The 22,574-nt window shown below is 70.6% G+C and carries 24 protein-coding genes and 2 pseudogenes; 12 read left to right on the top strand and 14 right to left on the bottom strand.

The annotated features are described in order from the left end of the window. Positions 1–261: 261 nt before the first annotated feature. From ASC60_RS36980 to ASC60_RS36950, 7 genes are all read right to left on the bottom strand, one after another. Positions 262–1,092, bottom strand: a complete 831-nt coding sequence (locus ASC60_RS36980; protein ID WP_055558108.1) for a CoA ester lyase — start codon at positions 1,090–1,092, stop codon at positions 262–264. Next, on the bottom strand, positions 1,089–1,961 hold the full coding sequence (locus ASC60_RS36975; RefSeq protein WP_055558107.1) for a MaoC family dehydratase N-terminal domain-containing protein: 873 nt from the start codon (positions 1,959–1,961) through the stop codon (positions 1,089–1,091). Before ASC60_RS36975 ends, ASC60_RS36980 begins: the two co-directional genes overlap by 4 nt. Before the next feature lie 65 nt (positions 1,962–2,026). Next, positions 2,027–3,505: an aldehyde dehydrogenase gene (locus tag ASC60_RS36970; RefSeq protein ID WP_055558106.1), complete on the bottom strand. Its 1,479-nt coding sequence runs from the start codon at positions 3,503–3,505 to the stop codon at positions 2,027–2,029. Positions 3,506–3,542: 37 nt separating this feature from the next. After that, a complete protein-coding gene (locus tag ASC60_RS36965) occupies positions 3,543–4,154 on the bottom strand; it encodes a thiamine pyrophosphate-dependent enzyme (RefSeq protein ID WP_055558105.1) in 612 nt (203 codons plus the stop codon). Continuing rightward, positions 4,151–4,702, bottom strand: a complete 552-nt coding sequence (locus ASC60_RS36960) for a phosphonopyruvate decarboxylase (RefSeq protein WP_055558104.1) — start codon at positions 4,700–4,702, stop codon at positions 4,151–4,153. Before ASC60_RS36960 ends, ASC60_RS36965 begins: the two co-directional genes overlap by 4 nt. Before the next feature lie 181 nt (positions 4,703–4,883). Continuing rightward, positions 4,884–5,681: an alpha/beta fold hydrolase gene (locus tag ASC60_RS36955; protein WP_055558103.1), complete on the bottom strand. Its 798-nt coding sequence runs from the start codon at positions 5,679–5,681 to the stop codon at positions 4,884–4,886. After that, positions 5,678–6,652 carry a LysR family transcriptional regulator gene (locus ASC60_RS36950; protein WP_055558102.1) on the bottom strand — a complete coding sequence of 325 codons (975 nt, stop codon included), beginning with the start codon at positions 6,650–6,652 and terminating at the stop codon, positions 5,678–5,680. Before ASC60_RS36950 ends, ASC60_RS36955 begins: the two co-directional genes overlap by 4 nt. Positions 6,653–6,778: 126 nt before the next feature. Here ASC60_RS36950 and ASC60_RS36945 point away from each other — a divergent pair, with 126 nt between their 5' ends. Together ASC60_RS36945 and ASC60_RS36940 are read left to right on the top strand one after the other, a co-directional pair. Beyond that, a complete protein-coding gene (locus tag ASC60_RS36945; RefSeq protein WP_055558101.1) occupies positions 6,779–7,987 on the top strand; it encodes a CaiB/BaiF CoA-transferase family protein in 1,209 nt (402 codons plus the stop codon). A 45-nt stretch (positions 7,988–8,032) separates the two neighbouring features. Beyond that, the gene (locus tag ASC60_RS36940) at positions 8,033–9,199 is read left to right on the top strand and encodes an acyl-CoA dehydrogenase family protein (protein WP_055558100.1); all 1,167 of its coding nucleotides are present in this window, start codon (positions 8,033–8,035) and stop codon (positions 9,197–9,199) included. A 79-nt stretch (positions 9,200–9,278) separates the two neighbouring features. Here the strand turns inward: ASC60_RS36940 and ASC60_RS36935 are convergent, their stop codons facing one another. Further along, entirely contained in the window at positions 9,279–10,331 is a 1,053-nt protein-coding gene (locus ASC60_RS36935) for an acyl-CoA desaturase (protein WP_055558099.1), read from the bottom strand. Positions 10,332–10,534: 203 nt separating this feature from the next. Further along, a complete protein-coding gene (locus ASC60_RS36930) occupies positions 10,535–11,464 on the bottom strand; it encodes an NADP-dependent oxidoreductase (RefSeq protein WP_055558098.1) in 930 nt (309 codons plus the stop codon). 88 nt (positions 11,465–11,552) lie between these two features. On the opposite strand from ASC60_RS36930, the gene ASC60_RS36925 reads away from it, so the two are divergent. From ASC60_RS36925 to ASC60_RS36910, 3 genes and pseudogenes are all read left to right on the top strand, one after another. Continuing rightward, on the top strand, positions 11,553–11,933 hold the full coding sequence (locus ASC60_RS36925) for a helix-turn-helix domain-containing protein (RefSeq protein WP_055558097.1): 381 nt from the start codon (positions 11,553–11,555) through the stop codon (positions 11,931–11,933). Positions 11,934–12,159: 226 nt separating this feature from the next. Further along, positions 12,160–13,344: pseudogene (locus tag ASC60_RS43570) on the top strand (AMP-binding protein); the annotation flags it as partial. A gap of 14 nt (positions 13,345–13,358) precedes the next feature. Continuing rightward, positions 13,359–14,258 (top strand): annotated as a pseudogene (locus ASC60_RS36910) (asparagine synthetase B); the annotation flags it as partial. An 81-nt stretch (positions 14,259–14,339) separates the two neighbouring features. Here the strand turns inward: ASC60_RS36910 and ASC60_RS36905 are convergent. From ASC60_RS36905 to ASC60_RS36895, 3 genes are read right to left on the bottom strand one after another with little or no spacing between them, the layout of a single operon-like run. Continuing rightward, positions 14,340–14,924 (bottom strand): ATP/GTP-binding protein, encoded by a 585-nt coding sequence (locus ASC60_RS36905; protein ID WP_055558094.1) that lies wholly within the window; start codon positions 14,922–14,924, stop codon positions 14,340–14,342. Next, positions 14,905–15,285 carry a DUF742 domain-containing protein gene (locus ASC60_RS36900; RefSeq protein WP_055558093.1) on the bottom strand — a complete coding sequence of 127 codons (381 nt, stop codon included), beginning with the start codon at positions 15,283–15,285 and terminating at the stop codon, positions 14,905–14,907. Before ASC60_RS36900 ends, ASC60_RS36905 begins: the two co-directional genes overlap by 20 nt. Continuing rightward, the gene (locus ASC60_RS36895; protein ID WP_079038883.1) at positions 15,278–15,814 is read right to left on the bottom strand and encodes a roadblock/LC7 domain-containing protein; all 537 of its coding nucleotides are present in this window, start codon (positions 15,812–15,814) and stop codon (positions 15,278–15,280) included. The genes ASC60_RS36900 and ASC60_RS36895 overlap by 8 nt, the downstream gene beginning before the upstream one ends. 271 nt (positions 15,815–16,085) lie before the next feature. Between ASC60_RS36895 and ASC60_RS44300 the strand changes: the two genes are divergently transcribed. The 3 genes from ASC60_RS44300 to ASC60_RS36880 all read left to right on the top strand — a co-directional run bounded on the left by ASC60_RS44300 (position 16,086) and on the right by ASC60_RS36880 (position 18,926). Continuing rightward, positions 16,086–16,763: a heparin lyase I family protein gene (locus ASC60_RS44300; RefSeq protein WP_370593013.1), complete on the top strand. Its 678-nt coding sequence runs from the start codon at positions 16,086–16,088 to the stop codon at positions 16,761–16,763. A gap of 199 nt (positions 16,764–16,962) precedes the next feature. Next, entirely contained in the window at positions 16,963–18,225 is a 1,263-nt protein-coding gene (locus ASC60_RS36885) for a YncE family protein (protein WP_055558092.1), read from the top strand. Between the two features lie 251 nt (positions 18,226–18,476). Then, complete coding sequence (locus ASC60_RS36880) at positions 18,477–18,926, top strand: cupin domain-containing protein (protein WP_055558091.1); 450 nt, start codon at positions 18,477–18,479, stop codon at positions 18,924–18,926. Positions 18,927–19,035: 109 nt separating this feature from the next. Here the strand turns inward: ASC60_RS36880 and ASC60_RS36875 are convergent, their stop codons facing one another. Further along, complete coding sequence (locus tag ASC60_RS36875) at positions 19,036–19,785, bottom strand: SDR family NAD(P)-dependent oxidoreductase (protein ID WP_055558119.1); 750 nt, start codon at positions 19,783–19,785, stop codon at positions 19,036–19,038. A 93-nt stretch (positions 19,786–19,878) separates the two neighbouring features. Here ASC60_RS36875 and ASC60_RS36870 point away from each other — a divergent pair, with 93 nt between their 5' ends. The 3 genes from ASC60_RS36870 (at position 19,879) to ASC60_RS43565 (ending at position 21,911) form a co-directional block, all read left to right on the top strand. Then, positions 19,879–20,487, top strand: a complete 609-nt coding sequence (locus ASC60_RS36870) for a TetR/AcrR family transcriptional regulator (protein WP_055558118.1) — start codon at positions 19,879–19,881, stop codon at positions 20,485–20,487. A gap of 246 nt (positions 20,488–20,733) precedes the next feature. Further along, positions 20,734–21,237, top strand: coding sequence for a DUF5709 domain-containing protein (locus ASC60_RS36865; protein WP_055558117.1), 504 nt, complete (start codon positions 20,734–20,736; stop codon positions 21,235–21,237). Next, positions 21,237–21,911 carry an NAD(P)-binding domain-containing protein gene (locus ASC60_RS43565; RefSeq protein WP_370593012.1) on the top strand — a complete coding sequence of 225 codons (675 nt, stop codon included), beginning with the start codon at positions 21,237–21,239 and terminating at the stop codon, positions 21,909–21,911. The genes ASC60_RS36865 and ASC60_RS43565 overlap by 1 nt, the downstream gene beginning before the upstream one ends. Here ASC60_RS43565 and ASC60_RS36860 read toward each other — a convergent pair. Further along, on the bottom strand, positions 21,829–22,095 hold the full coding sequence (locus ASC60_RS36860; protein WP_055558116.1) for a GlsB/YeaQ/YmgE family stress response membrane protein: 267 nt from the start codon (positions 22,093–22,095) through the stop codon (positions 21,829–21,831). The genes ASC60_RS43565 and ASC60_RS36860 overlap by 83 nt on opposite strands. 235 nt (positions 22,096–22,330) lie before the next feature. Between ASC60_RS36860 and ASC60_RS36855 the strand changes: the two genes are divergently transcribed. Further along, positions 22,331–22,574, top strand: a 244-nt coding sequence (locus ASC60_RS36855; protein ID WP_055558115.1) for a metalloregulator ArsR/SmtB family transcription factor, incomplete at its 3' end; no start/stop codon positions are given.

Genomic DNA, 22,574 nt, shown 5'->3' with positions numbered 1-22,574 from the left:
GCCGGGCAGGGCGGTGGGCCTTCCGGCCGGGCGGTGCTGTTCGGAATGCTGAACTGATCAGGCTGATACCGCGCGGAGTAAGCGCTTTCTGAGACCCTAGGAATGTGTCGTGTCTGCGTCAACAGGGCGGTCATCTGAAATTTGTTCACAGACCGGAATCATGGCCGAGGGGCGCCCGGGGTCGGAACGTTCCGCGGGGCAGCCGGTGTTCAGCCGGTGTTCAGCCCGCCCGCGGTGGCGTCTTGAGGGGCAGAGGTGCGTCTACTGGGCGGTCCGGTCTTCGGCGGCCCGCGCCAGGATGCCTCGGGCCCGTTCGAGTACCGGCCTGTCGACCATGTGGCCGTCGACGGTGGTGACGGATTCTCCGGCGTCCAGAACGGCTCGTGCCCAGCGGAGCTCGCTCGCGGAGGGGCCGAAGCCGTCGGCGACCGGGCCGATCTGCACCGGGTGGACGCAGAGCTTTCCCGCGTAGCCCAGCCGGCGGGCGTGGGCGGTGTCGGCGGCGAGGGCCTGTGGGTCTCGTAGGGCGGTGGTGACGCCGTCCACGGGCGGATGGATGCCCGCCGCCGCCGAGGCGAGGACGAGCCGGGAGCGGGCGTGGGTCAGGGGGAGGGCGTCGTCGTGTGCGACGCCGAGCTGCGCGGCGAGGTCCACGTTGCCGAACGCGGCGCGTACGACGCCGGGCACGGAACACACCTCATACGCCCGTTCGACGCCGAGGGCCGTCTCGATGAGCGCGATCACGGGGCAGCGTCCGGCGGTACGGGCGGCGATGGCCCCGAGGACGGCGGGGTCCTCGGCCTTCGGCACCATCACCGGGCAGCCGTGGTCGGCGGCCAGGTGCAGGTCCGCCTCGAACCACGGGGTGCCGGGCGCGTTGACGCGTACGACGGTCCGGACGCCGAGGCCGGGCCAGTCGGCGGTGGCCTGCCGGGCCCGCTCCTTGTCGTCGGCGGCTACGGCGTCCTCCAGGTCGACGACGACGAGGTCGGCGCCGGAGCGGGCGGCCTTGTCGAAGCGGTCCGGACGGTGGCCCGGCACGAAGAGCAGCGTCCGGGCGGCCGCCACGCCGTCGTCGATGGGTGTGGTCATGCGAAGGTCACCTCGGCGGTGGCGTGTTGTGCGTCGCGGTGGGTGGCCGTCCGCAGGTGGGCGCCGGTGCCGGAGGGGGCACCCTGGGCGAGGAGGTGTTCGCCCGCGAACACCGGCCGCCGCAGCCGGAAGGACAGTGCGCCCACCCGGCGCCCGGGAGCGTCGCGGCGCACCAGGTCGAGCATGAGCAGGGCGAGCAGGGGGCCGTGGACGACGAGGCCCGGGTAGCCCTCCGTATCGCGGCAGTACGGGGTGTCGTAGTGGATGCGGTGGGCGTTGGCGGTGAGGGCGCTGAGGCGGAACAGCAGCGTCGGGCCGGGCTGGAGGCGCAGGTGCCAGGGGTCCTCGGGGCCAGGGGCGGAGCGGTCGTCGATGGTGGATGGGTGCGGTCCGCCGCCGCTGTGGCCGGAGCGGTAGACGATGTCCTGTTCCTCCACCAGGCGGACCCGGCCCGACTGGCGGAACTCGTGGCGCTCGGTGACGAAGAGCAGCGCGCCGGTGCGGCCGTGTTTCGGTGTCACCGCGGCCAGGCTGCTGACCCGCTCGGCCGGTTCGCCCAGGCGCAGCGGCTCGGCGATCTCGCAGCGTCCGCCCGCGAACATGCGCCGGCGGTCGGGGATCGGCGGCAGGAAGCGGGCGTCGCGCAGGTGGCCGTCGGGGCCCAGCTCGTGCTGGGCGGGCCAGTGCAGGAAGTGGAACCACTGCCACAGCGGAGGGAGCGGGTCACCGGCGCGCGCGGCGGGTTCGGGCAGGTCCAGGAGGGCGGACACGGCGGCGGCCGGGCCCGGGTCCATGGGGTCGTGAGCGGTGACCGGCTCGGGGTGCCACGTTGCGACGTAGGAGCTGAGGGGCGTGGTGGCGGGCTGCATGGTGGGGGTGACCTCGCGGTTCAGATGAGGGGGGCGGTCTTCGGCGGTGCGGCCCGGGCGGTCCTTCAGCGCAGGACGAAGGGGTTGCCGGTGGGGGCGCCGGTGTTGATCCAGACGCTCTTGTCCTCCAGATAGGCGGTGATGGCGCCGATGCCGTTCTCACGGCCGATGCCGGAGTCCTTGACGCCGCCGAAGGGCGCCAGGTAGCTCACCGCGCGGTAGGTGTTGACCCAGAGGGTGCCGGAGTGGACGCGTTCGGCCATGCGGAAGGCGCGGCCGATGTCGCGCGTCCACACGCCCGCGCCCAGGCCGTAGCGGCTGTCGTTGGCCAGGGCGACGGCCTCCTCCTCGTCGTGGAAGGGGATGACCGCCAGGACGGGGCCGAAGACCTCCTCCTGGGCGATGCGCATGCTGTTGCGCACGCCCGTGAAGACGGTCGGCTCCACGAACCAGCCGTCGCCGCACTCCGGCCGGGCGGCGGCCTTGCCGCCCAGGGCGAGTTCGGCGCCCTCCTCGCGGGCGATACGGATGTAGTCCAGCACCTTGGCGTACTGGGCCGGGGTGGTGATCGGCCCGACCTGGGTGTCTTCGTCCATGGGATCGCCCATGCGGGCGGTGCCCGCCAGCGACAGCAGCCGGTCGACCACCTCGTCGTGCACGCTGTCCTGGACCAGGAGCCGGGAGCCGGCGATGCAGGTCTGCCCGGTGGCGGCGAAGATGCCGGACACGGCGCCGTTGGCGGCCGCTTCCAGGTCCGCGTCGGCGAAGACGATGTTGGGCGACTTGCCGCCCAGTTCGAGGCTGACGCGCTTGAAGTCGCGGGCGGCGGCCTGGTTGATGCGGCGGCCGGTGGCGTCGGAGCCCGTGAAACTGACCTTGCGTACCAGTGGGTGTTCCACGAGGGCGGCACCCGCGCCCGCTCCGAAGCCGGTGACGACGTTGAACACGCCGGGCGGCAGACCCGCCTCGTGGAAGAGGCGGGCGAGCTCCAGGGTGGAGGCGGAGGTGAACTCCGACGGCTTGACCACGACCGTGCACCCGGCGGCCAGCGCCGGTGCGACCTTCCAGGCCAGGAGCAGCAGCGGGGAGTTCCAGGGGGTGATGACGGCGACGACACCGACGGGCTCCTTCCGCGTGTAGGCGAAGTAGCCCTTCTTGTCGATCGGGGGAACGGTCCCCTCGATCTTGTCGGCGAGGCCGCCGTAGTAGTGGAACCACTGGGCCAGGTAGCTCACCTGCCCGTACATCTCGGTGAAGAGCTTGCCGTTGTCCCGGACCTCGGTCTCGGCCAGGGCCCGGGCATGGGCGGTGACCGTGTCGCCGAGGCGGTGGAGCAGGGCGCCCCGTGCACTGGCCGTCAAGTCGGCCCACGGTCCGGTACGCAGGGCGCGGTGGGCGGCTCGCACCGCGGTGTCGATGTCCTGCGGTCCGCCCTCGGCGATCTCGGCCCACGGGGTGCCCAGGTAGGGGTTGTCGGTGGGGAACCAGTTCTCCGTGGCGGGCGGATGGCTCGCTCCGTCGATGAACATGTCGTAGCGCTGCATGGGGACTCCCGATGAGGCGGCCGTCGCGCTGGGCGGCTCAGAAGGTGTGCAGGCCCAGCGCGGCACGGAAGGAGTTCTTGTTGGCGACGCCGTCGCGCGGAGGAAGGGCGCGCGGCGGTTCGTCGGCGGCGACGAGCACCTGGGCGTACGTTGTCGCCGCGCGCGCCCGGATGCGGGTGGCGAGGTCGTCGGCCTGGGCGGGGTCGGTGATCCGCAGGGCCTCGCGGATGCCGAAGCCGCGGGCGACGGCGACGAGGTCGGTGCCGAGCCCGGTGTGGCTGGGCTGCATGCCGGTCTCGCCGAAGTGGGCGTTGTCCAGCACCACCACGGTGAGGTTGGGCGGCAGTTGGGCGCCGATGGTGGCCAGTGTGCCGATGCCCATGAGGTGTTCGCCGTCCCCGGTGACGGCGAGGACCGGACGGTCCGGCCGGGCGAGGGCGACTCCCAGGGCGAGCGGCGCGGCGGCGCCCATCGCGCCCCACAGGTAGAAGGTGCCCGGCCGGTCGCCGGCCGCGAAGACGTCGTAGCTGGGCGCGCCGAGGCCGGTGACGACGAGGGCGTCCTCGGGAAGGCGGGCGACCAGGTCGGCGACGAAGCGCCGCCGGTCGAGGCGGGGTTCCGGCGCGGTGGGCGATGCGGTGGCGGTCATCGGTTACGCTCCCACTTCTTGCGGCCGATCAGCTTCTGCCCGAGGAGCACGGCGACGCGTTCACCGGCCCCGAAGGCCGACTCCAAGGCGGCCTCGACGGTCTCTCCGACGTCTTCGGGGGCGTCGGCGCGCAGGACGGTGATGCCCATGAGCTCCAGTGTTCGCCCGGTGTTCCGCCCCATGGGGTTCTGCCAGGGGTTGAACTCGGCGTACTCCCCGCGCATCGTCACCAGCGCGAGGAAGGGGAACTGGCCCATCTGGAGCAGCGAGAACATGTTGACGCAGTTGCCGACGCCGCTGCTCTGCATCAGCAGCACGGCGCGCTGCCCGCCGAGCCACGCGCCGCTGACGACGGCGACGCCCTCCTCCTCGGTGGTGAGCACGACGTCGCGGATGGCGGGATCCCGCCGGGCCTCCTGGATGGCGTAGGAGTGACCGGTGTCCGGGACGTAGGCGATCTGCTGGATGCCGTGTTTCTTCAGGGCTGTGAACACGTCCTCCTGCCAGGAGGGCGGTGCGGCTGCTCCGGGCCGGCGGGGCTGGCTCATCGGTGGCAACTCCCTCTCATCGGGGCCGAGGTGCCACACATCATGGGCGCTGATGGAGCCGGAAGAACAATAGAATTGCGTGATGCCAGCATGACGCCACCGCATGGCCGGGGCCGACCCGTCCCGCCTCGGGCCGGGTGGAGGCGCGCTTCGCCGGGCGCCGGCCCCGGTGTCCCGGTCCTCAGCCGAGGAACTCGCGGACCAGGGCGCCGGCCTGGTCCCGGCACTCCTCGAAGTAGGCGTGCCGGGCTCCGGGGAAGAGGTGGGTCCGGGCGTCGGGGATGCGGTCCGCGAGCAGCGGGACGTTCTCGGGCGGGGTGAGCCGGTCCTGGTCGCCGTGGAGGATGAGCGTGGGTGCGGCGATCGAGGGGAGCGCGTCCCAGGCGTCGTGCCCGTTGCTGGCGGTCAGGTGGCCGCGTCGGGCATGCGCGGGCATGTGGGGGTCGCCGAGGGTGCGGTACGGGCCGGAGTGCCCGGCGAGCCATGCGGGGCTGTACATCAGGTCGAGCAGGGCCTGCCGCGCGGCGTCCGGGTCGGGCTGGGCCAGCGCCCGCCGCACCGAGGCGTCCCGTTCGACGGCTCGGGGCCCGCCGGGCGAGGTGCATCCCAGGACGAGGCGCCGGACGCGCTCGGGGTGGCGGACCGCGACCCACTGGGCGATCCGGCCGCCCATGGAGGTGCCGTACACATCGGCTCGCTCGATGCCCAGGGCGTCGAGGACGGATACCACGTCCTCCGCGAAACGCGGGGTGGAGTAGCCCGATCGCGGTGTGCCGCTCGCGCCGGTGCCGCGGCAGTCCAGCGTGATCGTGCTATGGGTGTCGTGGAAGTCCTCGCGTATGCCGTCCCACCAGTGATGGTTGTTCGCCTGCCCTGCCAGCAGGACGAGCGGTCGGCCGGAGCCGCGGCGCTGGTACGCCACCGCGACCCCGTCGTCGGTATGGGCGAAGGCATCGAATGGTTCTGCGGTGTGCGTCACAGGAGTCCTCGCGGGGGGAGCGGGATGGTATCCGGTTCGTCCGTCGTGTACGGCTGGGCGGACGGCCATCGGCCCCGGGGCACGGCCGCGTCGATCCGGCGGACCAGCTCGTGGGCGACGACCTCGACGGCCGGCGGTACGCGTCCGTAGCGCGGGGTCGCCAGGACGATCGACCGCCACACGTCGGGCTCGGACAGGGGAGCGGCGCTGAGGGTGCCATGGGCGATGTCGTCGGCGATGCCGAGACCGGGCAGCACCGTCCAGCCGTGTCCGGCCAGGACGAGCCGCTTCTGCACACGCATGGAGTTCGTCTGCACCCTGACGTCCATCGCGATCCCGGACCGGGTCGCCGCGGCGTCGATCAGGGCACGCAGGGCGTGGCCGGAGGCGGGCATCACCAGCGGGTGCGCCGCCATCTCCGCGAAGGCCACCGGGTGGTCGGCGCGCAGCCGGGCCGCCGGCGGGGCCACCGCCCACAGCCGCTCGCGCACCAGGGGGCGGGCGTTGAGGGACGGGGTGCTGTCCAGGTTGTACAGCAACGACAGGTCCAGGTCGCCGTCGTCGAGCCACTGCTGGAGATGGCCGGAGTAGCCGGTCATCAGACGCAGCTCCACGCCCGGATGGGCCTCTCCGAGAGCCGACACCAGCGGTTCGGCGAGCAGGTCGCTGGTGCTCTCCAGCAGGCCGAGGGTGACGATGCCGGTCACCTCCCCGGGCCTGGGCTGCACCTCGGCGCGCGCCCGCTCCAGTTCGTTCAGGGCCCGGCGCGCCCGGTCCACCATGATCTCGCCCGCTTCGGTGGGCCGCATGCCCTGCCTCGTGCGCTGGAAGAGGGGGACGCCCAGCTCCTCCTCCAGGGTGCGGATCTGCCGGGTGACGGCGGGCTGCACCAAATGCAGCAGCTCCGCGGCGCGGGTCACGCTGCCCACCTCGGCGACCGTGACGAGCGCCTTGAGCTGCTTGACGTCCATCAGGGCCCTTCCGCGCCATCCACTGCCCGCATGGCGGCATCATCAATTGCTATTTCACTTAGCCGTTCATGAGTGCTCATGATGGTACTCCAGGCCGGGTCACTCACGTCTGACGGAGGTCAACGCATGGCCGGACACACGGAGACCGCTGACGGCCTGCCCTTGTCGGGTATCACCGTCGTGAGCGTCGAGCAGGCGGTGGCGGCTCCCTTCGCCACCCGCCAGCTCGCCGATCTCGGAGCGCGGGTGATCAAGGTGGAGCGTCCGGGCGGCGGCGACTTCGCCCGCCGGTACGACACCACGGTGCACGGCGAGTCCAGCTACTTCGTGTGGCTCAACCGCTCGAAGGAGTCGGTGACGCTGGACCTGAAGTCGGAGCGGGGGCGCGGGGTGCTGGAGGCCCTCCTGGCGCGGGCGGATGTGTTCGTGCAGAATCTGGCCCCCGGTGCCGCCGCCCGCCTGGGGCTGGACGCCGAAGCGCTGGCCGAGCGGTTCCCCTCGCTCATCCCGTGCTCGATCTCCGGTTACGGCACGAGCGGGCCGTGGGCGGACCGCAAGGCGTACGACCTGCTGGTGCAGTGCCAGACGGGTCTTGTCTCGCTGACCGGCAGCGCCGAGGAGGCGGCCCGGGTGGGGGTGTCGATCGCCGACATCGCCGCCGGCGTGTACGCCTACAGCGGCATCCTCACCGCCCTGTTCACCAGGGCGACCCGGGGCCGCGTCCGGGCCGTCGAGGTCTCGCTGTTCGAGGCGCTGGCCGAGTGGATGGGCCAGCCCGCCTACTACACGGCCTACGGCGGTACGCAGCCGCCCCGAGCCGGGACCCGGCACGCCACCATCGCCCCCTACGGGACCTTCACCGCGGCCGACGGCAAGGACGTGCTGCTGTCCGTGCAGAACGAACGCGAATGGGCCGCCCTGTGCGAGCACTTCCTCCGATCCCCCGGCCTGGTCGACGACCCGCGCTTCGCCACCGGGGCCGACCGGGTGAGCCACCGGGGCGAGCTGGACGCGATCCTCGCCGAGCGGGTCGCGGCGTCGGACAGCGGTGAGGTGAGGGGGCTGCTCGACGCCATCGGCATCGCCAACGCACCGGTCAACGACGTCAGGCAGTTCCTGGAGCATCCCGTGCTGACCGGCCGGAACCGTTGGCGGCAGGTGCGGATCCCCGGAGGAGAGGCGGTGTCGGCCCTGCTGCCACCGGTGGACCTGGCCGGTGTCACCCCGGGCATGGGCCCCGTCCCCGCCCTCGGCGAGCACACCGAACGCATCCTGACCGAGCTCGGCTACGACGCGGACCCGGACGACGCCCCGCAGGCCGACGATGCTGTCTGATCCATCGGTGCCCGACCACAGACCGCGGCAAGGAGAAGCCCTTTCATGAGCACTCTCGACATCCTGTCCGAGGACGAGCGGTTCGTCGTCCGCACGGTGCACGACTTCGTCGACAGGGACGTCAAGCCGGTTGTGCGGGAGCTGGAACACACCAACACCTACCCCGAGGCCCTGATCGAGCGGATGAAGGAACTCGGGATCTTCGGCCTCGCCATCCCGGAGGAGTACGGCGGCACGCCGGTGTCCACCCCGTGCTACGTCCTCGTCGCCGAGGAACTGGCCCGCGGCTGGATGAGCCTGGCCGGGGCCATGGGCGGGCACACCGTGGTCGCCAAGCTGCTGCTGCACTTCGGCACGGAGGACCAGAAGCGGCGGTACCTGCCGAAGATGGCCACCGGCTCGGTCAGGGCCACCATGGCGCTGACCGAGCCGGGCGGCGGCTCCGACCTGCAGGCCATGCGCACCGTCGCCCGCCGGGACGACGAGGGGTACGTGGTCAACGGTGCGAAGACCTGGATCACCAACTCCCGCCGCTCGCAGCTGATCGCCCTGCTGTGCAAGACCGACCCACAGGCGTCCCCCGCGCACAAGGGCATCTCCATCCTGCTGGTCGAGCACGGACCAGGGCTCACCGTCTCCCGCGATCTGCCCAAGCTGGGCTACAAGGGCGTGGAGAGCTGCGAGCTGTCCTTCGAGGACCACCGCGCGCCGGTGGACGCGCTGCTCGGCGGCGTCGAGGGCGAGGGGTTCGCCCAGATGATGAAGGGCCTGGAGACCGGCCGTCTCCAGGTCGCGGCCCGCGCGCTCGGCGTCGGCCGGGCCGCGCTGGAGGACGCCCTCGCCTACGCGCGGGAACGCGAGTCGTTCGGCAAGCCGATCTGGAAGCACCAGTCCATCGGCAACCACCTCGCCGACATGGCCACCTCCCTCACGGCGGCCCGGCAGCTCACCCTCTACGCCGCCCGCGAGGCGGACGCGGGCCGGCGCGTGGACATGGAGGCCGGCATGGCCAAGCTGTTCGCCTCCGAGACGGCCATGGAGATCGCCCTCAACGCCGTCCGCATCCACGGAGGTTACGGCTACTCGACCGAGTTCGACGTGGAACGCTACTTCCGCGACGCGCCACTGATGATCGTCGGTGAGGGCACCAACGAGATCCAGCGGAACGTGATCGCGAGCCAGCTGGTCAAGCGCGGAGGACTCGACGCGTGAACATCGTGGTGTGTTCGATGGGCGCGGACGAGCCGTTCCACATCGAGGACGACGACCCGCACGGCGGCCGACGGCGCTCTCATTCGCGCCGGGCCGCACCGCCGACGGTGTGCATGTGCCGCAGTCCTTGCCGGTAGGAGTCGAGCAGTCCGGTCTCGGCGTAAGGGAGCCCGAGGCTGTGGCAGTGTTCGCGGACCAGAGGCTGTACGAGCCTGAGGTGGGGCCGGGGCGTGTTCGGGAAGAGGTGGTGTTCGATCTGGTAGTTCAGCCCGCCGAGCAGCCAGTCCGTGACCGGCCCGCCCCGGACGTTCCGCGAGGTCAGGACCTGGCGGCGCAGATGGCCCCAGCGCTCGCCCGCCGGGTCGGGCATGTCCATGCCCTTGTGGTTGGGTGCGAAGGCCATCCCCAGGATGAGCCCGAAGAGCGCCTGATGGAGCAGCGCGAACGCGATGGCCTTGCCCACCGGCAGGCAGGTGAGCAGCAGGGCGCCGTAACCGGCCATGTGCAGTGCCAGCAGCGTGCCCTCGACGGCCCGCTCGCGCACCGGCTGCCGCCGCAGGTCCTTGACGCTGCTCACCTTCAGGGCGATGCCTTCGAGCAGCAGCATCGGGAAGAACAGCCAGGCCTGGTGGCGGGTGACCCACCGGGCGAACCCGCGGCGCTCGGCGGCCTGTTCCGCGGTCCACACCAGTGCGCCGGCGCCGACGTCCGGGTCCTTCTCGATGTGGTTGGGGTTGGCGTGGTGCCGGTTGTGCTTGTCGTTCCACCACGCGCAGCTCATGCCCAGGAGCACATTGGCGTGGAGGAGTCCGATGGCGCGGTTCGCCCGGCGGCCGACGGCGATCTGGGCGTGCCCGGCGTCGTGGCCGACGTAGGCGGTGCGGGCGGACAGGACCGCGAGCGGTGCGGCGAGCAGCAGCGTCCACCAGGTGTCCCCGGCGAGGACGAGCCCCGTCACCACGGCGGCCAGGGCGAGGAGGTTCACGGTGATCATCCGCGCGTACCAGCCCTTGCGACGCTCCAGCAGCCCTTGTCCCCTGACCTTCCGCAGCAGGGGAGCGAAGTCACTCCCCTCCCGCGCGGTGGCGCCGACGGGTGCGGTGGATGCGGACGGCGCGGTGGCAGGAGACATGGAGGGCTCCGGTACTGATTCGGTCGGCAAGGCTCTGACCTGCCCCAACGTACGGACCGGGGAGCATGCGGCGCCATGGCGTCAACACCCCGGCCGTACGGGGGCCAGCCCCAGGGGCCCGAAGGGGGGTTAGCGACACCTCCGCCCCGGCCGACTCCGCATACGAGACCTGTACGGGACTCCGTCCCGCCGGGCAGCTGAGGTCAGACGGTGAGGACGAGCTTGCCCTGGAGGTGACCGCCGTCGAGCAGCCGGTGGGCGTCGGCGACGCGCTCGAACGGGAACGTCTCCCGCACATGGACCCGCAGCCTGCCCTGTTCGACGAGTTCGACCAGACCTCGCAGGGCGACCGGATCGGGGTCGACCGCGATGCCGCTGAAGCGCATGCCGGCCGCCTCGTACCTGGCGGTCAGCTCCGAATCCTCCTCGGCCACCGCCGTCACCAGGTGACCGCCCGGGCGGAGCACGCCGAGCGACCGCTCGACGGTGTCGCCGCCGATCGTGTCGAGCACGACGTCGATGTCGCGGACCGCCTCGGTGAAGTCGACCGCCGTGTAGTCGATCACCTCGTCGGCGCCGATCTCCTCGACGAACGTCCGCTTGCTCCCGCCGGCGGTCGCGGTCACGTGCGCGCCGAGCGCCTTCGCGATCTGGATCGCGACGTGGCCGACCCCGCCACCACCGCCGTGGATCAGGACGCGGTCGCCCTCGGTCACGCCGCCGAGGTCGACGAGGCCCTGCCACGCCGTCAGGCCGACGACCGGCAGCGCCGACGCCTCGATGTGCGTAAGCGACGCCGGCTTGCGCGCCAGGTGCAACGCCGGCGCCGACACGACCTCGGCGTACGCGCTCGCCGCCCGCGGGAACAGCGGCATCCCGAACACCTCGTCGCCGGGCCTGAACCGCCACGTCTGCGGCGCCTCCTCGACCACTCCGCTGATGTCCCAGCCGAGGACGAACGGCGGCCGGCCGATCAGCGGGAACTCGCCGGCGCGCAGGCGCGCCTCCAGCGGGTTCAGCCCGATCGCCTTGACGCGGACGAGTACCTCGGTGGGGAGGGGCCGGGGCTCGGGGGCGTCCACGATGGTGAGCACCTCGGGACCGCCGAGCGTCTGCTGGGTGATGACGCGCATGACTCTCCTGGTTCGGGAGGGGGAGAGGCCCAGGCTAGGTTTCCGATAGGAACCAGCAGGTACCCGAGGGGCGGGTACCTTGGGCGCCATGAGCGGTTTCGGTCGCGGTGCCTTCTTTCTCGCCGACTGTCCGGCGCGTCTGGCGGTCGAGCTGATCGCCGACAAGTGGACGGTGGTCGTGCTCTACGGGCTCAGCGAGGGCCCGTTGCGTCATGGTGAGCTGATCGAGCTGATCGGCGGCATCTCCCGCAAGATGCTCACCCAGACGCTCCGACGGCTCCAGGCGCACGGACTCATCCGCCGCCACGCCTACGCGGAGGTGCCGCCCCGCGTCGAGTACGAACTCACCCCGCTCGGGGCGACGCTGATCGAGCCGATCCACATGCTGACCGAGTGGGCGAGGGCGAACGGCGACGCGGTGCTCGACGCGCTCGACGCCGATCCCGAGCCGCTCGCCCACAGCGACTGAGGCGCCGGCCGGGCGCTGTCCCCTCTCTGAGAACCCGCCGTCCTCCCCTTCCGGCATCCGGCGCCGCGCGGATGGTGGGCCATTTGCCCTGTGGTCAAGCGGAAGGTGGAGAGCTACGCTACCGCCGCGCTCTGATCGGCTGTTGTCGGCTCGGGGAAGGGGTTCGGTGGAGCAGGAGGTCGCGACACCTCAGCAGGATCGAGCATCCTCACAGATCGCGCTGTACATGTCCCGGCCGGATGCGACGCTCACCGGCATCCTCGCTGTCCGGGCACGCCTCACCCCGCACCTCCCGGCGTTCCGCCTTCTGGCTGACGGGACCAGTCACCGCGTCGCATCGTGGACCTACGGCGACCTGAAGCGGTACTCCGACGCCGTGGCGGCGCGGTTGAGGTCCCAGGGACACGGGGGCGACCGCGTGGTGTTGGCCGGTCAGCCCGGATTGCGGTTCGTAGCCGGGCTGATGGGGATACTCCAGGCCGGTGCGACGGCCGTCCCGGCCTTTCCTCCGACCAACCGGCGGGCCGTGGCCCGGCTGCGTTCGATCCTGGCGGACTGTGTGCCCGGTGCGATCCTGGCCGATTCCCGCCATGAGCGGCGATTAGCCGGGATGGCGGCCGGTGGGGACAGGGCGCCGCGGCTGATTCCGCTGGACGACGAACCCCTCCCGAAGGCGGCCGGCAGCCATGTCCCGACGGCGCCGCACGATCCGGTGCGGCCGACGGACACAGCGCTGATCCAGTATTCGTCCGGCTCGACGGGCGATCCGAAGGGTGTGGAGCTGACGCACGCCAATCTGATGAGCAACTGCCACGCCATCGGTCGGCACATCGGTGCGGAGGACGATCGCGTCGGGCTGACCTGGTTACCGCCCTATCACGACATGGGACTCATCGGGACCATCATGCTGGCGCTGTACGGCGGCTGGCCGTTGCTGATGATGACGCCGGAGCACTTCGTGCAGCAGCCGGCCCGCTGGCTCCAGGCGATCACCGAACACCGCGTGACCATCACCGTCGCGCCGAACTTCGCCTTCCAGCTGTGTGCGGACACGGTGGACGAGGAGGATCTGGCCGGTGTGGACCTGTCGTCGCTCCGGCACGTCTTCTGCGGCTCCGAGCCGATCGTGCTCGGCACCCTGAACGCCTTCCGGGAGCGGTTCGCGCCCCGGGGCTACCGGGAGGAGACCCTGATCCCGTGTTACGGGCTCGCCGAGGCCACGCTGCTGGTGACGGCCAAGACGCCCGGGACGCCCCTCAGCGTCGAGTGGGTGGACCGGGAGGAGCTGTCGCGCGGCCGGGCGGTGGGCGCGGAGGGCGACAGCGTGCCCATGGTCGGCTGCGGGGGCGCGCCGGAGGGCCACGAGCTGCTTGTCGTCGATCCGGACTCCGGCCGGGTGCTGGCCGATGGTGAGATCGGGGAGGCCTCGCCGGCCATGTGCGCTCCGACCACAACGACATCGTCCTGGACACCGCCGAACTCATGGACCCCGGCCACCGGGCCGCCATCCGGCGCGCTCGTGACCTGCCCAACACCTTCGGTGACGGTGACACCTCCCTCTACCTCCTGTTCAAGGCCATCCGCGAACATTCGACGGTCGCCCTCTCCGGGGAGGCGGCGGACGAGATCTTCGGCGGCTACCGATGGTTCCACCTCCCCAAGGCCGTGCACGCCGACACCTTCCCGTGGATCGCGGCCCACGTGACCGCGACGTTCTCCGGTGGCAACGGGGGGCACGAGACCACGCTGCTGGATCCCGGGCTGCTGTCCACACTGGACCTGCCCGGATACGAGCACCAGCGCTATCGCGAGGCACTGGCCGAAGTGCCGCGCCTGGACGGTGACAAGGGGCTGGAGCGCCGCATGCGCGAGGTCGGCTATCTGCACCTGACCCGCTTCATGCAGGTCCTCCTCGACCGCAAGGACCGGGCCAGCATGGCCGTCGGCCTGGAGGTGCGGGTGCCGTTCTGCGACCACCGGCTGGTCGAATACGTCTTCAACATCCCCTGGGCGATGAAGACGTTCGACGGGCGCGAGAAATCCCTGCTGCGCGCCGCGACGCGCGACATCCTGCCGGACATCATCGCCGACCGGGTCAAGAGCCCGTACCCCAGCACCCAGGACCCCCGCTATGCCGAGGCTCTGCGGACGGAGCTGGCCCGCCTGGCGGCAGACCGGGACGCGCCCGTACGTCCGCTGCTGGACACCGGGGTGCTGAAGCAGGCAACCGCCGCCGGCGGGCGGGGGGACGTCCGGCCGAGCGCCGAACTCGTCCTCGGTCTCGACGGATGGCTGCGCCGGCACGGCATCACGCTGGAGGTCTGAGAGGGCAGGTGATGCGGGCCCGGGTCAGGCGGCGTTCAGCGCTCGTGTTCGGGAACCGGCGTCGCGGCTGGTCCCGAAGCGTTACGCGGTGGGCGTGGTGGCGGCTTCGCCCGCCAGCTCGACCAGCGTGATCAGGACCTCCTTCCCGGAGTCCCGGTCCCGCGCGTCGCACAGCACCACCGGGGTCTTCTCGTCCAGGTCGAGTGCCGTCGCCACTTCACACGCGCTGTAGTCCCGGAGGCCGTTGAAGCAGTTGACGGCCACGACGAACGGCAGCCGGCGCCGCTCGAAGTAGTCGACGGCCGGGAAGGAGTCCCGCAGCCTCCGGGTGTCCGCGAGCACCACCGCGCCCAGAGCGCCGGTGGCCAGCTCGTCCCACAGAAACCAGAACCGGTCCTGGCCCGGAGTGCCGAAAACGTACAGTGCGAGGTCGTCGCCGAAGGTGATCCGGCCGAAGTCCAGTGCCACGGTGGTGGTGCGCTTGTCGGCGACCTCGTCCAGGCTGTCGTCCATCCGGCCCGCCTCCGTCAGAAGCTCCTCCGTGTTCAACGGCCGGATTTCGCTGACCGCGCCGACGAACGTGGTCTTGCCGATCCCGAAGCCCCCGGCCACCAGGATCTTGAGGGCGAGAAAGGATGCCGGCGTGTCAGAGCGTTCGGAGTCCATCGATCACTCTCCTGAGGATGCGTGCGTCGGGGAGCCGGGCCGGGGGGACGGGCGGCGTGGCGCGGATCAGGCCCGCTGTCAGCAGATCGCCGAGGAGCACTCGTACGACTGTCAGTGGCAGTCCGGAGTCGGAGGCGATGTCGGCCACCGGATGCGGTCGTGTGCCGCACAGGCGCAGGATCGCCGTCTGCTCGGGCGAGAGCACCAGATCGCGAGCGGGGTCCGGCGGCACCGCGTGGATGACGGTCATCAGATCGAGCCGCTGCTCGGTGCCGGCGTGTGCCCGCCCGGTCGTCACGGCGTAGAGACGTACCAAGGGCCCCGCCTCGTCGTCGTACCAGCGCTGATCGGAGTCAGTCATCGAGGCGTGAGGTCTCACCGGCCTCGCCGCGCGCCGGAGTGCCGAGGTGCGCGCCGACCCGCTTGACGAGCCGCGCCATCTCGTAGGCGACCAGGCCGACATCGCCGCCGGCGTCACTGAACACCGCCAGGCAGGAGCCCTCGCCGGCGGTGACGACGAACAGGAATCCCTCCTCCAGCTCGACCAGCGTCTGGACGACCCTGCCCGCCCTGAAGTGGCGTCCGGTGCCTTTGGCGAGGCTGTGGAAGCCGGAGGCGATCGCGGCGAACCGCTCCGTGTCGTCCCGGGACAGCGTCTTCGACGTGCCGACCGGCAGTCCGTCGCCGGAGAGCACGATCGCGTGTCTGATCTCCGGTACCTGGGTGATGAGTTCCTCCAGAAGCCAGTCGGTGCTCTCCTTCGCCTGCTGTGTCGTGGTCGCGCGGCGCCGTCCTGACGGCCTGGCCGCGGGTCCAGCCCGTCCGGAAGGACGCCATGACAGCGCGGGCCTCCTCCGGTGTGCGCTCGGACGGTTTCCGCGCTTGCTCATACGGTTCGGACTCGTCGGGCGGTCCGGGTGCCGGAGCGCGGCGACGGCCGCGTCGGTGTTCCTCTCCTTGTCCGCCGCGTTGTCGGCCCGTTCACGGCTGGGTGCGGCGAGTCGGCGCAGGTTGGCGGAGCGTTCGGACTGCACGGCGGTGACGAGTGCGTCCAGCGCTGAAGTGATCAAGGTGTGCCAAAGCTCCCCCTCTTCTTTGCAACGTCAAGGCGCCGTGGACGCTAGCATTCCGCTTCTTCACGGAAACTTCACGGGTGGGCACATGTCTCGGCCGCGCGACCGGCATGGTCACTTCGAGCCGCCCTACTGGCGAGTTCCGTGGTCACAATCTGCGTCACCCGGACACTTCGCTGTCCCGGCGAGAACGGCGCTTCTGGCGCGCTTATGGCGTAGATCACGGCGGGGTGTGCGGGAAGGTGTGTGCCGGCCCGCTCGGGCGTGGCGGCCGGCGTCGCTCTTGGCGCCGCTGGACATCGGATCTCTCTGTGGTGATGCTCTGGAGGCCGTCTACCTTGCCCCCACCTGGCGCTTCCACAACCAGAACGTGACGTTCCAGCAATGGTCGCCCGAGGATCCGGAGGGCCCCTGGGAGCTGATGTACATCCAGAACGACGACTTGCGCATCGGCGGCTTCGGCGGTTTCGGTGCGCACGTCGCCAAGGTCACGAATCTGCGCGGCACCTGGATCCGGATCGTCACGCGCCTGAAGTTCGACGCGGCCAACGGCGCCATCGAGATCTGGGTCAACGGCGTCACGGCGTACAGCAAGAGCAAAGTCCCTGTGCTGCCCAGGACGTCCAACACGATCCGCTGGTCCTCCGGCATCTACTGCACCGGCTGGCGCGAGAATCCTCCCGCCGGGCCCCGGGGGCTCGCCGTCTTCCGCGACCAGGCACGCATCGCGAAGTCGTACAGCCTGGCGGAACCCGCCAACTGGTGACGCCCCAGGCCGTGCGCGCCGAACACGCGTCGGCCACGACCCTGGCGGTCCGGGTCGGCGGCGGGCGTCATGGTATCCAGCAAAGTTGAGTGGCTGTCATTTTTTGTCGTCAGAACTCTTGTGAGAGGCATCCGCCTTCATTACTTTCCAGTAGGTGGCGCCCCGACGACGACAGACCCCCGCTTCGAATGGAGTGGCCATGCCTTCCGAGCACCGTGGCTCCACCCGGATCGTTCTCTCTCTCGCCGCTGCCCTGGTGCTGGCCGTGACCGGTTCCACGGCGGCGAGTGCCTCCGCGCAGGCCAAAGCGACCGGCCTGCGGGAGGTGATGTTCGTGGGTAACAACTGGGACGGCACCGCCGATGTCATCAAGTCCAGCGGTGACCTGGCGAGGATCGGCCGGATCAACGTCATACCGGACAAGGACCAGCGGCTCGCCGAGATCTACCTCAACCCCATCAAGCTCGCCTTCTTCCTGGGGATCCGGCTGGGGCCGGGGGAGGGGCACGACCAGTTCGTTGACGACATGTACTCGACCCCGGACGGTTCGGCCATCGTCGTCTCCCGGCCCAGCTTCGCCGACGTGGTCTCGATCGACGTCGCGACGGGCAAAATCAACTGGCGCTTTCCCGTGTCGGGGTTCCGCGCGGACCACATGGCCGTGTCGCCCGACGGGAAACGCGTGGCGGTGTCGGCTTCCACGTCGAATACGGTGCACGTCCTCGACATCGAGACCGGTGAGCAACTCGGTTCGTTCGCCACCGGTGACAAGCCCCATGAGAACGTCTTCACCGATGGCGGGAAGTACCTCTGGAACATGTCGATCGGCGAGGTCAACACCGCCCTGGACGATCCCTCGATGGACTGGACGAAGGGTGACCGGCGCATCACCGTGGTCGACGCGAACACGTATCGGCAGGTCAAGGTCATCGACATGCGCGAACGGCTCGACGCCTTCGGCCGCAAGGACCTGTCCGACGCGGTCCGGCCCGTCGCCTTCACCCCCGACGAGTCCAAGCTCTACTTCCAGGTCTCCTTCTTCAACGGGTTCCTGGAGTACGACGTGGCCAAGGACAAGATCACCCGCGCGAAAACCCTCCCGAAGAATCCGGCGACCAGCGAGGATCGCACCACCTGGGTCAACGACTCCCGCCACCACGGGCTGTCGATGAGCCCCGACGGCAAGAAGCTGTGCGTGGCCGGGACGATGGACGACTACGCGACCGTCGTCGACCGGGAATCGCTTCAGGAAGGGCCCCTGGTGCCGGCCTCGAAGCCGTACTGGGCGACGGTGAGCGGCGACGGCACCTCCTGCGTCGTCTCCGAGAGCGGTGCCGACCGGGTCACCGCGATCGACTTCGCGACGGGCGAGAAGACCGCGTCCGTGACGGTCGGCGACCACCCGCAGCGGGTGCGCATCGGTCATGTGGCGGCCGACTGGACCGGACCGTCGACCTCGTAGCGTGCGTCGTCGTACGGCTCGTTCCGTGAGGGAGCCACAGAACATCCGGATGGTGTGATCTCCGGCCCCCTGTCAGGACGTAATGCCTGGGCGCGATCGAGCGGGAGGGGGCGGTCGGGACCGGGGCCGGACGCCGCGAACGGGCCGGTCAACGGAAGGTTTGGCCGGCAAGCGGGTAGGTCAGCTATGTCACCACCACAGGCATGCTGCCTCACAGCGGCTGTGGCCTGCTGAGAGGAAGGGAAGCTCACATGACCGAGAAAATGCCCGAGACGGCCCGACTGCTCCAGATGAGTGCCCACCCCGAAGGAGGTTGGTACAAGGAAACCTGGCGCAGTGCCACCGAGACACAGCCGGAGGGCTACCCGGGGCAAAGGTCCCTCTGCTCGGCCATCTATTTTCTCTTGCCTCCCGATGAGGAGTCCCGCTGGCACACCGTTCGTTCGCCGGAACTATGGCTGTGGCACCGTGGCGGTCCCCTGTCGCTCTTGCTGGGCGGTTCCGGGGAGAGGCCGGAGAGGGACCCTGAGAAAGTCATGCTCGGCCCCGACCTCGCGAGCGGCCAGCGGCCGCAGGCCCTCGTGCCGGCTGGGCACTGGCAGGCTGCCCTCCCGGCCGGCGATGAAGAGGTGCTGGTGAGTTGCGTGGTCTCGCCCGGATTCGATTTCGACGACTTCCGGCTACTGCCGGACGCCTACTGACTTTCGAACCGTGCTCGCCTCTCTCGACGAGCGCGAACAACTCGGCCGCGCGCGGTGAGTTCTTCGGGTGTGCGGACACGGTCCTCGGTCTTGACGGACCGCCGGTGAATCACAGCTGGGCCTCGCCGCCGTCGATGTACAGGTTGGCCCCGAGGATGAAGCTGCTCTGCTCGGAGGCGAGGAAGGCGACCACGTTGGCGACTTCGTCCGGGTGCCCGATCCGGCCGAGGGGGACGCCTGCGGCGAACTGTGACGTGGTGACGGGCGCGTCCCCCGTGTCGGCGACAGCGTCGAGTCCGGGAGTGTCAATGGTGCCGGGGGAAATCGCGTTGACCCGGATGTTGCGGTCCTTGAGCTCGTTGGCCCAGGTCCGGGCGTAGGACCGGATCGCCGCCTTGGAGGCCGCGTAGGTGCCGAACGCCGCGACACCGTCACCGGCGCGGACCGAGGAGTTCAGGATCACCGATGCGCCGTCGTTGAGCAGAGGCAGGGCCTTCTGCACGGTGAACAGCGTGCCGCGCACGTTGACGCCGAAGGTCTGGTCGAAGTGCTGCTCGGTGGTCTGCTCCAGTGTCGCGAACGACGCGCTCGCCGCGTTCGCGAAGACCACGTCCAGGCCCCGGCCCCGGGCGCGGACCGCGTCGTAGAGGCGATCCAGGTCGGTCAGGTCGGAGATGTCACCCACCACGGCGGTGGCTCCCGCCGGGCCGATGGTCTCCACGGCCGCGTCCAGCGCGGCCTTGCGCCGGCCGGTGATGAACACGTGCGCGCCCTCGGCCGCCAGCCGGATGGCGGTTGCCAGGCCGATCCCGGTGCTGCCGCCGGTGACGACGGCGGTCTTGCCTTCGAACTGTCCCACGGAAATGACCTCCACAGTTTTCGGTACCGATCGGTACTGAAGTGGACCGTAGCACATCTGTACCGACCGATACGGAAAGATATGATGGACGGCATGGAGACGCGGCAGAAGGCGCCGATCGGCCGCCCACGGGGATTCGACGCCGACGAGGCCCTTGAGCGCGCCATGCGGGTCTTCTGGGAGCAGGGCTACGAAGGCGCCAGCCTCACCGACTTGACCAAGGCCATGGGTATCACCCGCACCAGCATGTACGCGGCCTTCGGCAACAAGGAGGACCTGTTCCGCAAGGCCCTGGAGCGATATACGGAAGGCCCCGCCTCGTACGGGGCCCGGGCCCTGCGGGAGCCGACCGCCCGGCAGGTGGCCACCGCGTTCCTGGACGGCTCCGTTCGCGCCACCACGCGCCCCGGCTGCCCCGCCGGGTGTCTGGGCGTCCAAGGGTCCCTCGCCGCCGGCGACCCGGGGCGCAGCGCCCGCGACGCCCTCATCGCCTGGCGCGACGAGGCCATTTCCCTTCTCCGCGACCGGTTCGAGCAAGCCGTCGACGAAGGAGACCTGCCCCCCGGTGCCGATCCCGGAATGCTCGCCCGCTATCTCATGACCGTGGCGAACGGCATCGCCGTCCAAGCCGCCAGCCGCGCTACGCGTGATGACCTGCAACAGGTGGCCGACATGGCCCTGCGGAGCTGGCCGTCTGTCTGACGGCCCTGCCGGCGGGGACCGGGAAGGCCGTTTCGGCCCCGCCTCTGCGCGGGCGGGCCGCTGCGAAGAAAAGTGTGCCAAGCGCGGCCCGATGTCACAAGGCCAGGGCCGCCGGGGGTGAGCCATTCGCCGCTGGACGGAGACACCACGGAGGAACCACGGCATCGCCTGATCAGGGGCAGCTGACCGGGCCGCGAGGGGGTACTCGGCCGATCACGTCCAAGGCTCGGAAGCATGGAGGCGATCATGAGTGACGACAGCATGGCGGACGACGTCTATCAGCCCGTCGGCGGCAACGAGGAGCAGGAGGACGCGGCGCCTTTGGACCTCGAGGACGCGCTGGACGAACGCGGCTACGACGACATCCTGGAGGAGGGTTACTCGCCACCGGAAAAGCCCCTGGGCGTGAGCAAGGTGGGCACCACGGCCGCGGAACAGCACGAGGGGGAATCCCTCGACCAAAGGCTCGACCAGGAGACCCCGGACGTCGGGGTGGAGGAGGGCGACGGTATCGGCGACCTGCCCGGCGGCGAGGGAGAGTCGCTGGACCCCGAGGCCGGCGAGGAGCGGGCAGGGCGACTGGTGGCCCCGGACGAGGGAGTCGGCCCGGACACCGATAAGGAATTGTGGGCTTCCGACGTCGGCATCGACGCCGGTGCCGCTGGTGCCGAAGAGGCGGCTGTTCACGTCGTGGACGAGGAGGGCCTCGCCGGAGAACCCGAGGATCGGGGCCCGGACGAACGGCCGTGATGCGTCCGCCGCCCGGCCCGGGGCGGGGCGAGCGCTGCCACGACCGGTGGCAGGAGCAATCGCCACTTGCCGAGGTCGAGCGGCACCGGTGGCCGCCGGTGATGCTCGACCCCGCGTGGGTGACGAGCCATGCCCTGGACGCGTTGGTGCCGGCAGCCGACCCCGCCCGTCGGAGGACATACTCGCCCGACGTGATCAACCTGCGCGTGGTCAACGCGGCGCAGGTCGAATCGATGCTGTTCGGCGCCGACGGGGCCGCCGACCGGCTTCGGCCGGGGGCCGTCTTCGTGATGTGCTCCACGGTCGACCCCGGCTGGTCCGCCGAGCTGGAGGGGCGCCTGGCCGGGCGGGGGGTGCTCTACCTGGACGCCCCCCTCTCCGGCGGTGCCGCGCGGGCGGAGACCGGTGAGCTGACCATGATGACGTCGGGCTCCGCCGCCTACGCGGTTGCCGACCCCGTGCTGGAGGCCACGAGCGGCACGGTCTACCGCCTGGGCGAGCGGGCACGCCGCGTCCCGGCTGCACGAGGCGGACGAAGGATTCTGGACCGAGACCGGCAACCTCGAAGTGGATCTCGACGCCGCCCCGTGATCAATCCCGGGAGTGGCCGAACAGGATGCGGTACAGGACGAGGAGAACGAAGGAGCCGCCGATCGCCGCGCCCCAGGTGGTGAGGTCGAAGAACTGCTTCTCCACGGGGCGGTCGAAGAACTGGGCGGAGATCCAGCCACCGACGAACGCTCCCGCGATGCCGATGAGAGTGGTGCCGATCAGCCCGCCCGGGTCGCGCCCGGGAAGAAGGACCTTGGCGATGGCTCCGGCGAGCAGCCCCAGGATGATCCAGCCGATGATGCCCACGTCGTGTCTCCTTCGTCTGTGTGTGCCGCGGGGGAAAGGCCCGGTCGGCGAAGTTACCTGCTCGGTTGCGCAAGCGTCCAGGCGGCGAGGCGGCCCGGCCCGACCGGGGCCGGCCGCCTGCGGACGTAACGGGGCAATGCCGTAAACCCCGGCGCCCCGGGGGCACGGTTCGCGACACCTACACTGGGTGCGCGTTGGGTTCGCGGAGGTGACCCAGGCGGCTGGGAGAGCGACCGTGACGGCAGGCGTCGGCGACTTCGAGGACCCTCCTGCCCAGGTGCTGGCGGAGGCGGCAGGGGCCTTCGGGCTGCTGGCCTCGCCCGCGCGGCTGCACATCATGTGGGTGCTGGCGCAGGGCGAATGCGATGTGACCGGGCTCGCCGAACGGGTCGGTGGCGCGTTGCCCGCCGTCAGCCAGCACCTGACCAAGCTGAAGCTCGCCGGTCTGGTGCGGGCGCGCCGGGATGGCCGACGGCAGA

The sequence above is a fragment of the Streptomyces sp. NBRC 110028 genome, assembly GCF_001417735.1.
GTDB lineage: Bacteria > Actinomycetota > Actinomycetes > Streptomycetales > Streptomycetaceae > Streptomyces.
Note: the sequence above shows the minus strand (reverse complement) of the source record. Positions and strands in the feature narration are given on the sequence as shown.

What these genes read in the sequence shown, in the direction of transcription:
- ASC60_RS36980 (WP_055558108.1), bottom strand. Translation starts at nt 1,092, where the DNA reads ATGACCACACCCATCGACGACGGCGTGGCGGCCGCCCGGACGCTGCTC.
- ASC60_RS36975 (WP_055558107.1), bottom strand. Translation starts at nt 1,961, where the DNA reads ATGCAGCCCGCCACCACGCCCCTCAGCTCCTACGTCGCAACGTGGCAC.
- ASC60_RS36970 (WP_055558106.1), bottom strand. Translation starts at nt 3,505, where the DNA reads ATGCAGCGCTACGACATGTTCATCGACGGAGCGAGCCATCCGCCCGCC.
- ASC60_RS36965 (WP_055558105.1), bottom strand. Translation starts at nt 4,154, where the DNA reads ATGACCGCCACCGCATCGCCCACCGCGCCGGAACCCCGCCTCGACCGG.
- ASC60_RS36960 (WP_055558104.1), bottom strand. Translation starts at nt 4,702, where the DNA reads ATGAGCCAGCCCCGCCGGCCCGGAGCAGCCGCACCGCCCTCCTGGCAG.
- ASC60_RS36950 (WP_055558102.1), bottom strand. Translation starts at nt 6,652, where the DNA reads ATGGACGTCAAGCAGCTCAAGGCGCTCGTCACGGTCGCCGAGGTGGGC.
- ASC60_RS36945 (WP_055558101.1), top strand. Translation starts at nt 6,779, where the DNA reads ATGGCCGGACACACGGAGACCGCTGACGGCCTGCCCTTGTCGGGTATC.
- ASC60_RS36940 (WP_055558100.1), top strand. Translation starts at nt 8,033, where the DNA reads ATGAGCACTCTCGACATCCTGTCCGAGGACGAGCGGTTCGTCGTCCGC.
- ASC60_RS36935 (WP_055558099.1), bottom strand. Translation starts at nt 10,331, where the DNA reads ATGTCTCCTGCCACCGCGCCGTCCGCATCCACCGCACCCGTCGGCGCC.
- ASC60_RS36930 (WP_055558098.1), bottom strand. Translation starts at nt 11,464, where the DNA reads ATGCGCGTCATCACCCAGCAGACGCTCGGCGGTCCCGAGGTGCTCACC.
- ASC60_RS36925 (WP_055558097.1), top strand. Translation starts at nt 11,553, where the DNA reads ATGAGCGGTTTCGGTCGCGGTGCCTTCTTTCTCGCCGACTGTCCGGCG.
- ASC60_RS36905 (WP_055558094.1), bottom strand. Translation starts at nt 14,924, where the DNA reads ATGGACTCCGAACGCTCTGACACGCCGGCATCCTTTCTCGCCCTCAAG.
- ASC60_RS36900 (WP_055558093.1), bottom strand. Translation starts at nt 15,285, where the DNA reads ATGACTGACTCCGATCAGCGCTGGTACGACGACGAGGCGGGGCCCTTG.
- ASC60_RS36895 (WP_079038883.1), bottom strand. Translation starts at nt 15,814, where the DNA reads ATGAGCAAGCGCGGAAACCGTCCGAGCGCACACCGGAGGAGGCCCGCG.
- ASC60_RS44300 (WP_370593013.1), top strand. Translation starts at nt 16,086, where the DNA reads ATGTCTCGGCCGCGCGACCGGCATGGTCACTTCGAGCCGCCCTACTGG.
- ASC60_RS36885 (WP_055558092.1), top strand. Translation starts at nt 16,963, where the DNA reads ATGCCTTCCGAGCACCGTGGCTCCACCCGGATCGTTCTCTCTCTCGCC.
- ASC60_RS36880 (WP_055558091.1), top strand. Translation starts at nt 18,477, where the DNA reads ATGACCGAGAAAATGCCCGAGACGGCCCGACTGCTCCAGATGAGTGCC.
- ASC60_RS36870 (WP_055558118.1), top strand. Translation starts at nt 19,879, where the DNA reads ATGGAGACGCGGCAGAAGGCGCCGATCGGCCGCCCACGGGGATTCGAC.
- ASC60_RS36865 (WP_055558117.1), top strand. Translation starts at nt 20,734, where the DNA reads ATGAGTGACGACAGCATGGCGGACGACGTCTATCAGCCCGTCGGCGGC.
- ASC60_RS43565 (WP_370593012.1), top strand. Translation starts at nt 21,237, where the DNA reads ATGCGTCCGCCGCCCGGCCCGGGGCGGGGCGAGCGCTGCCACGACCGG.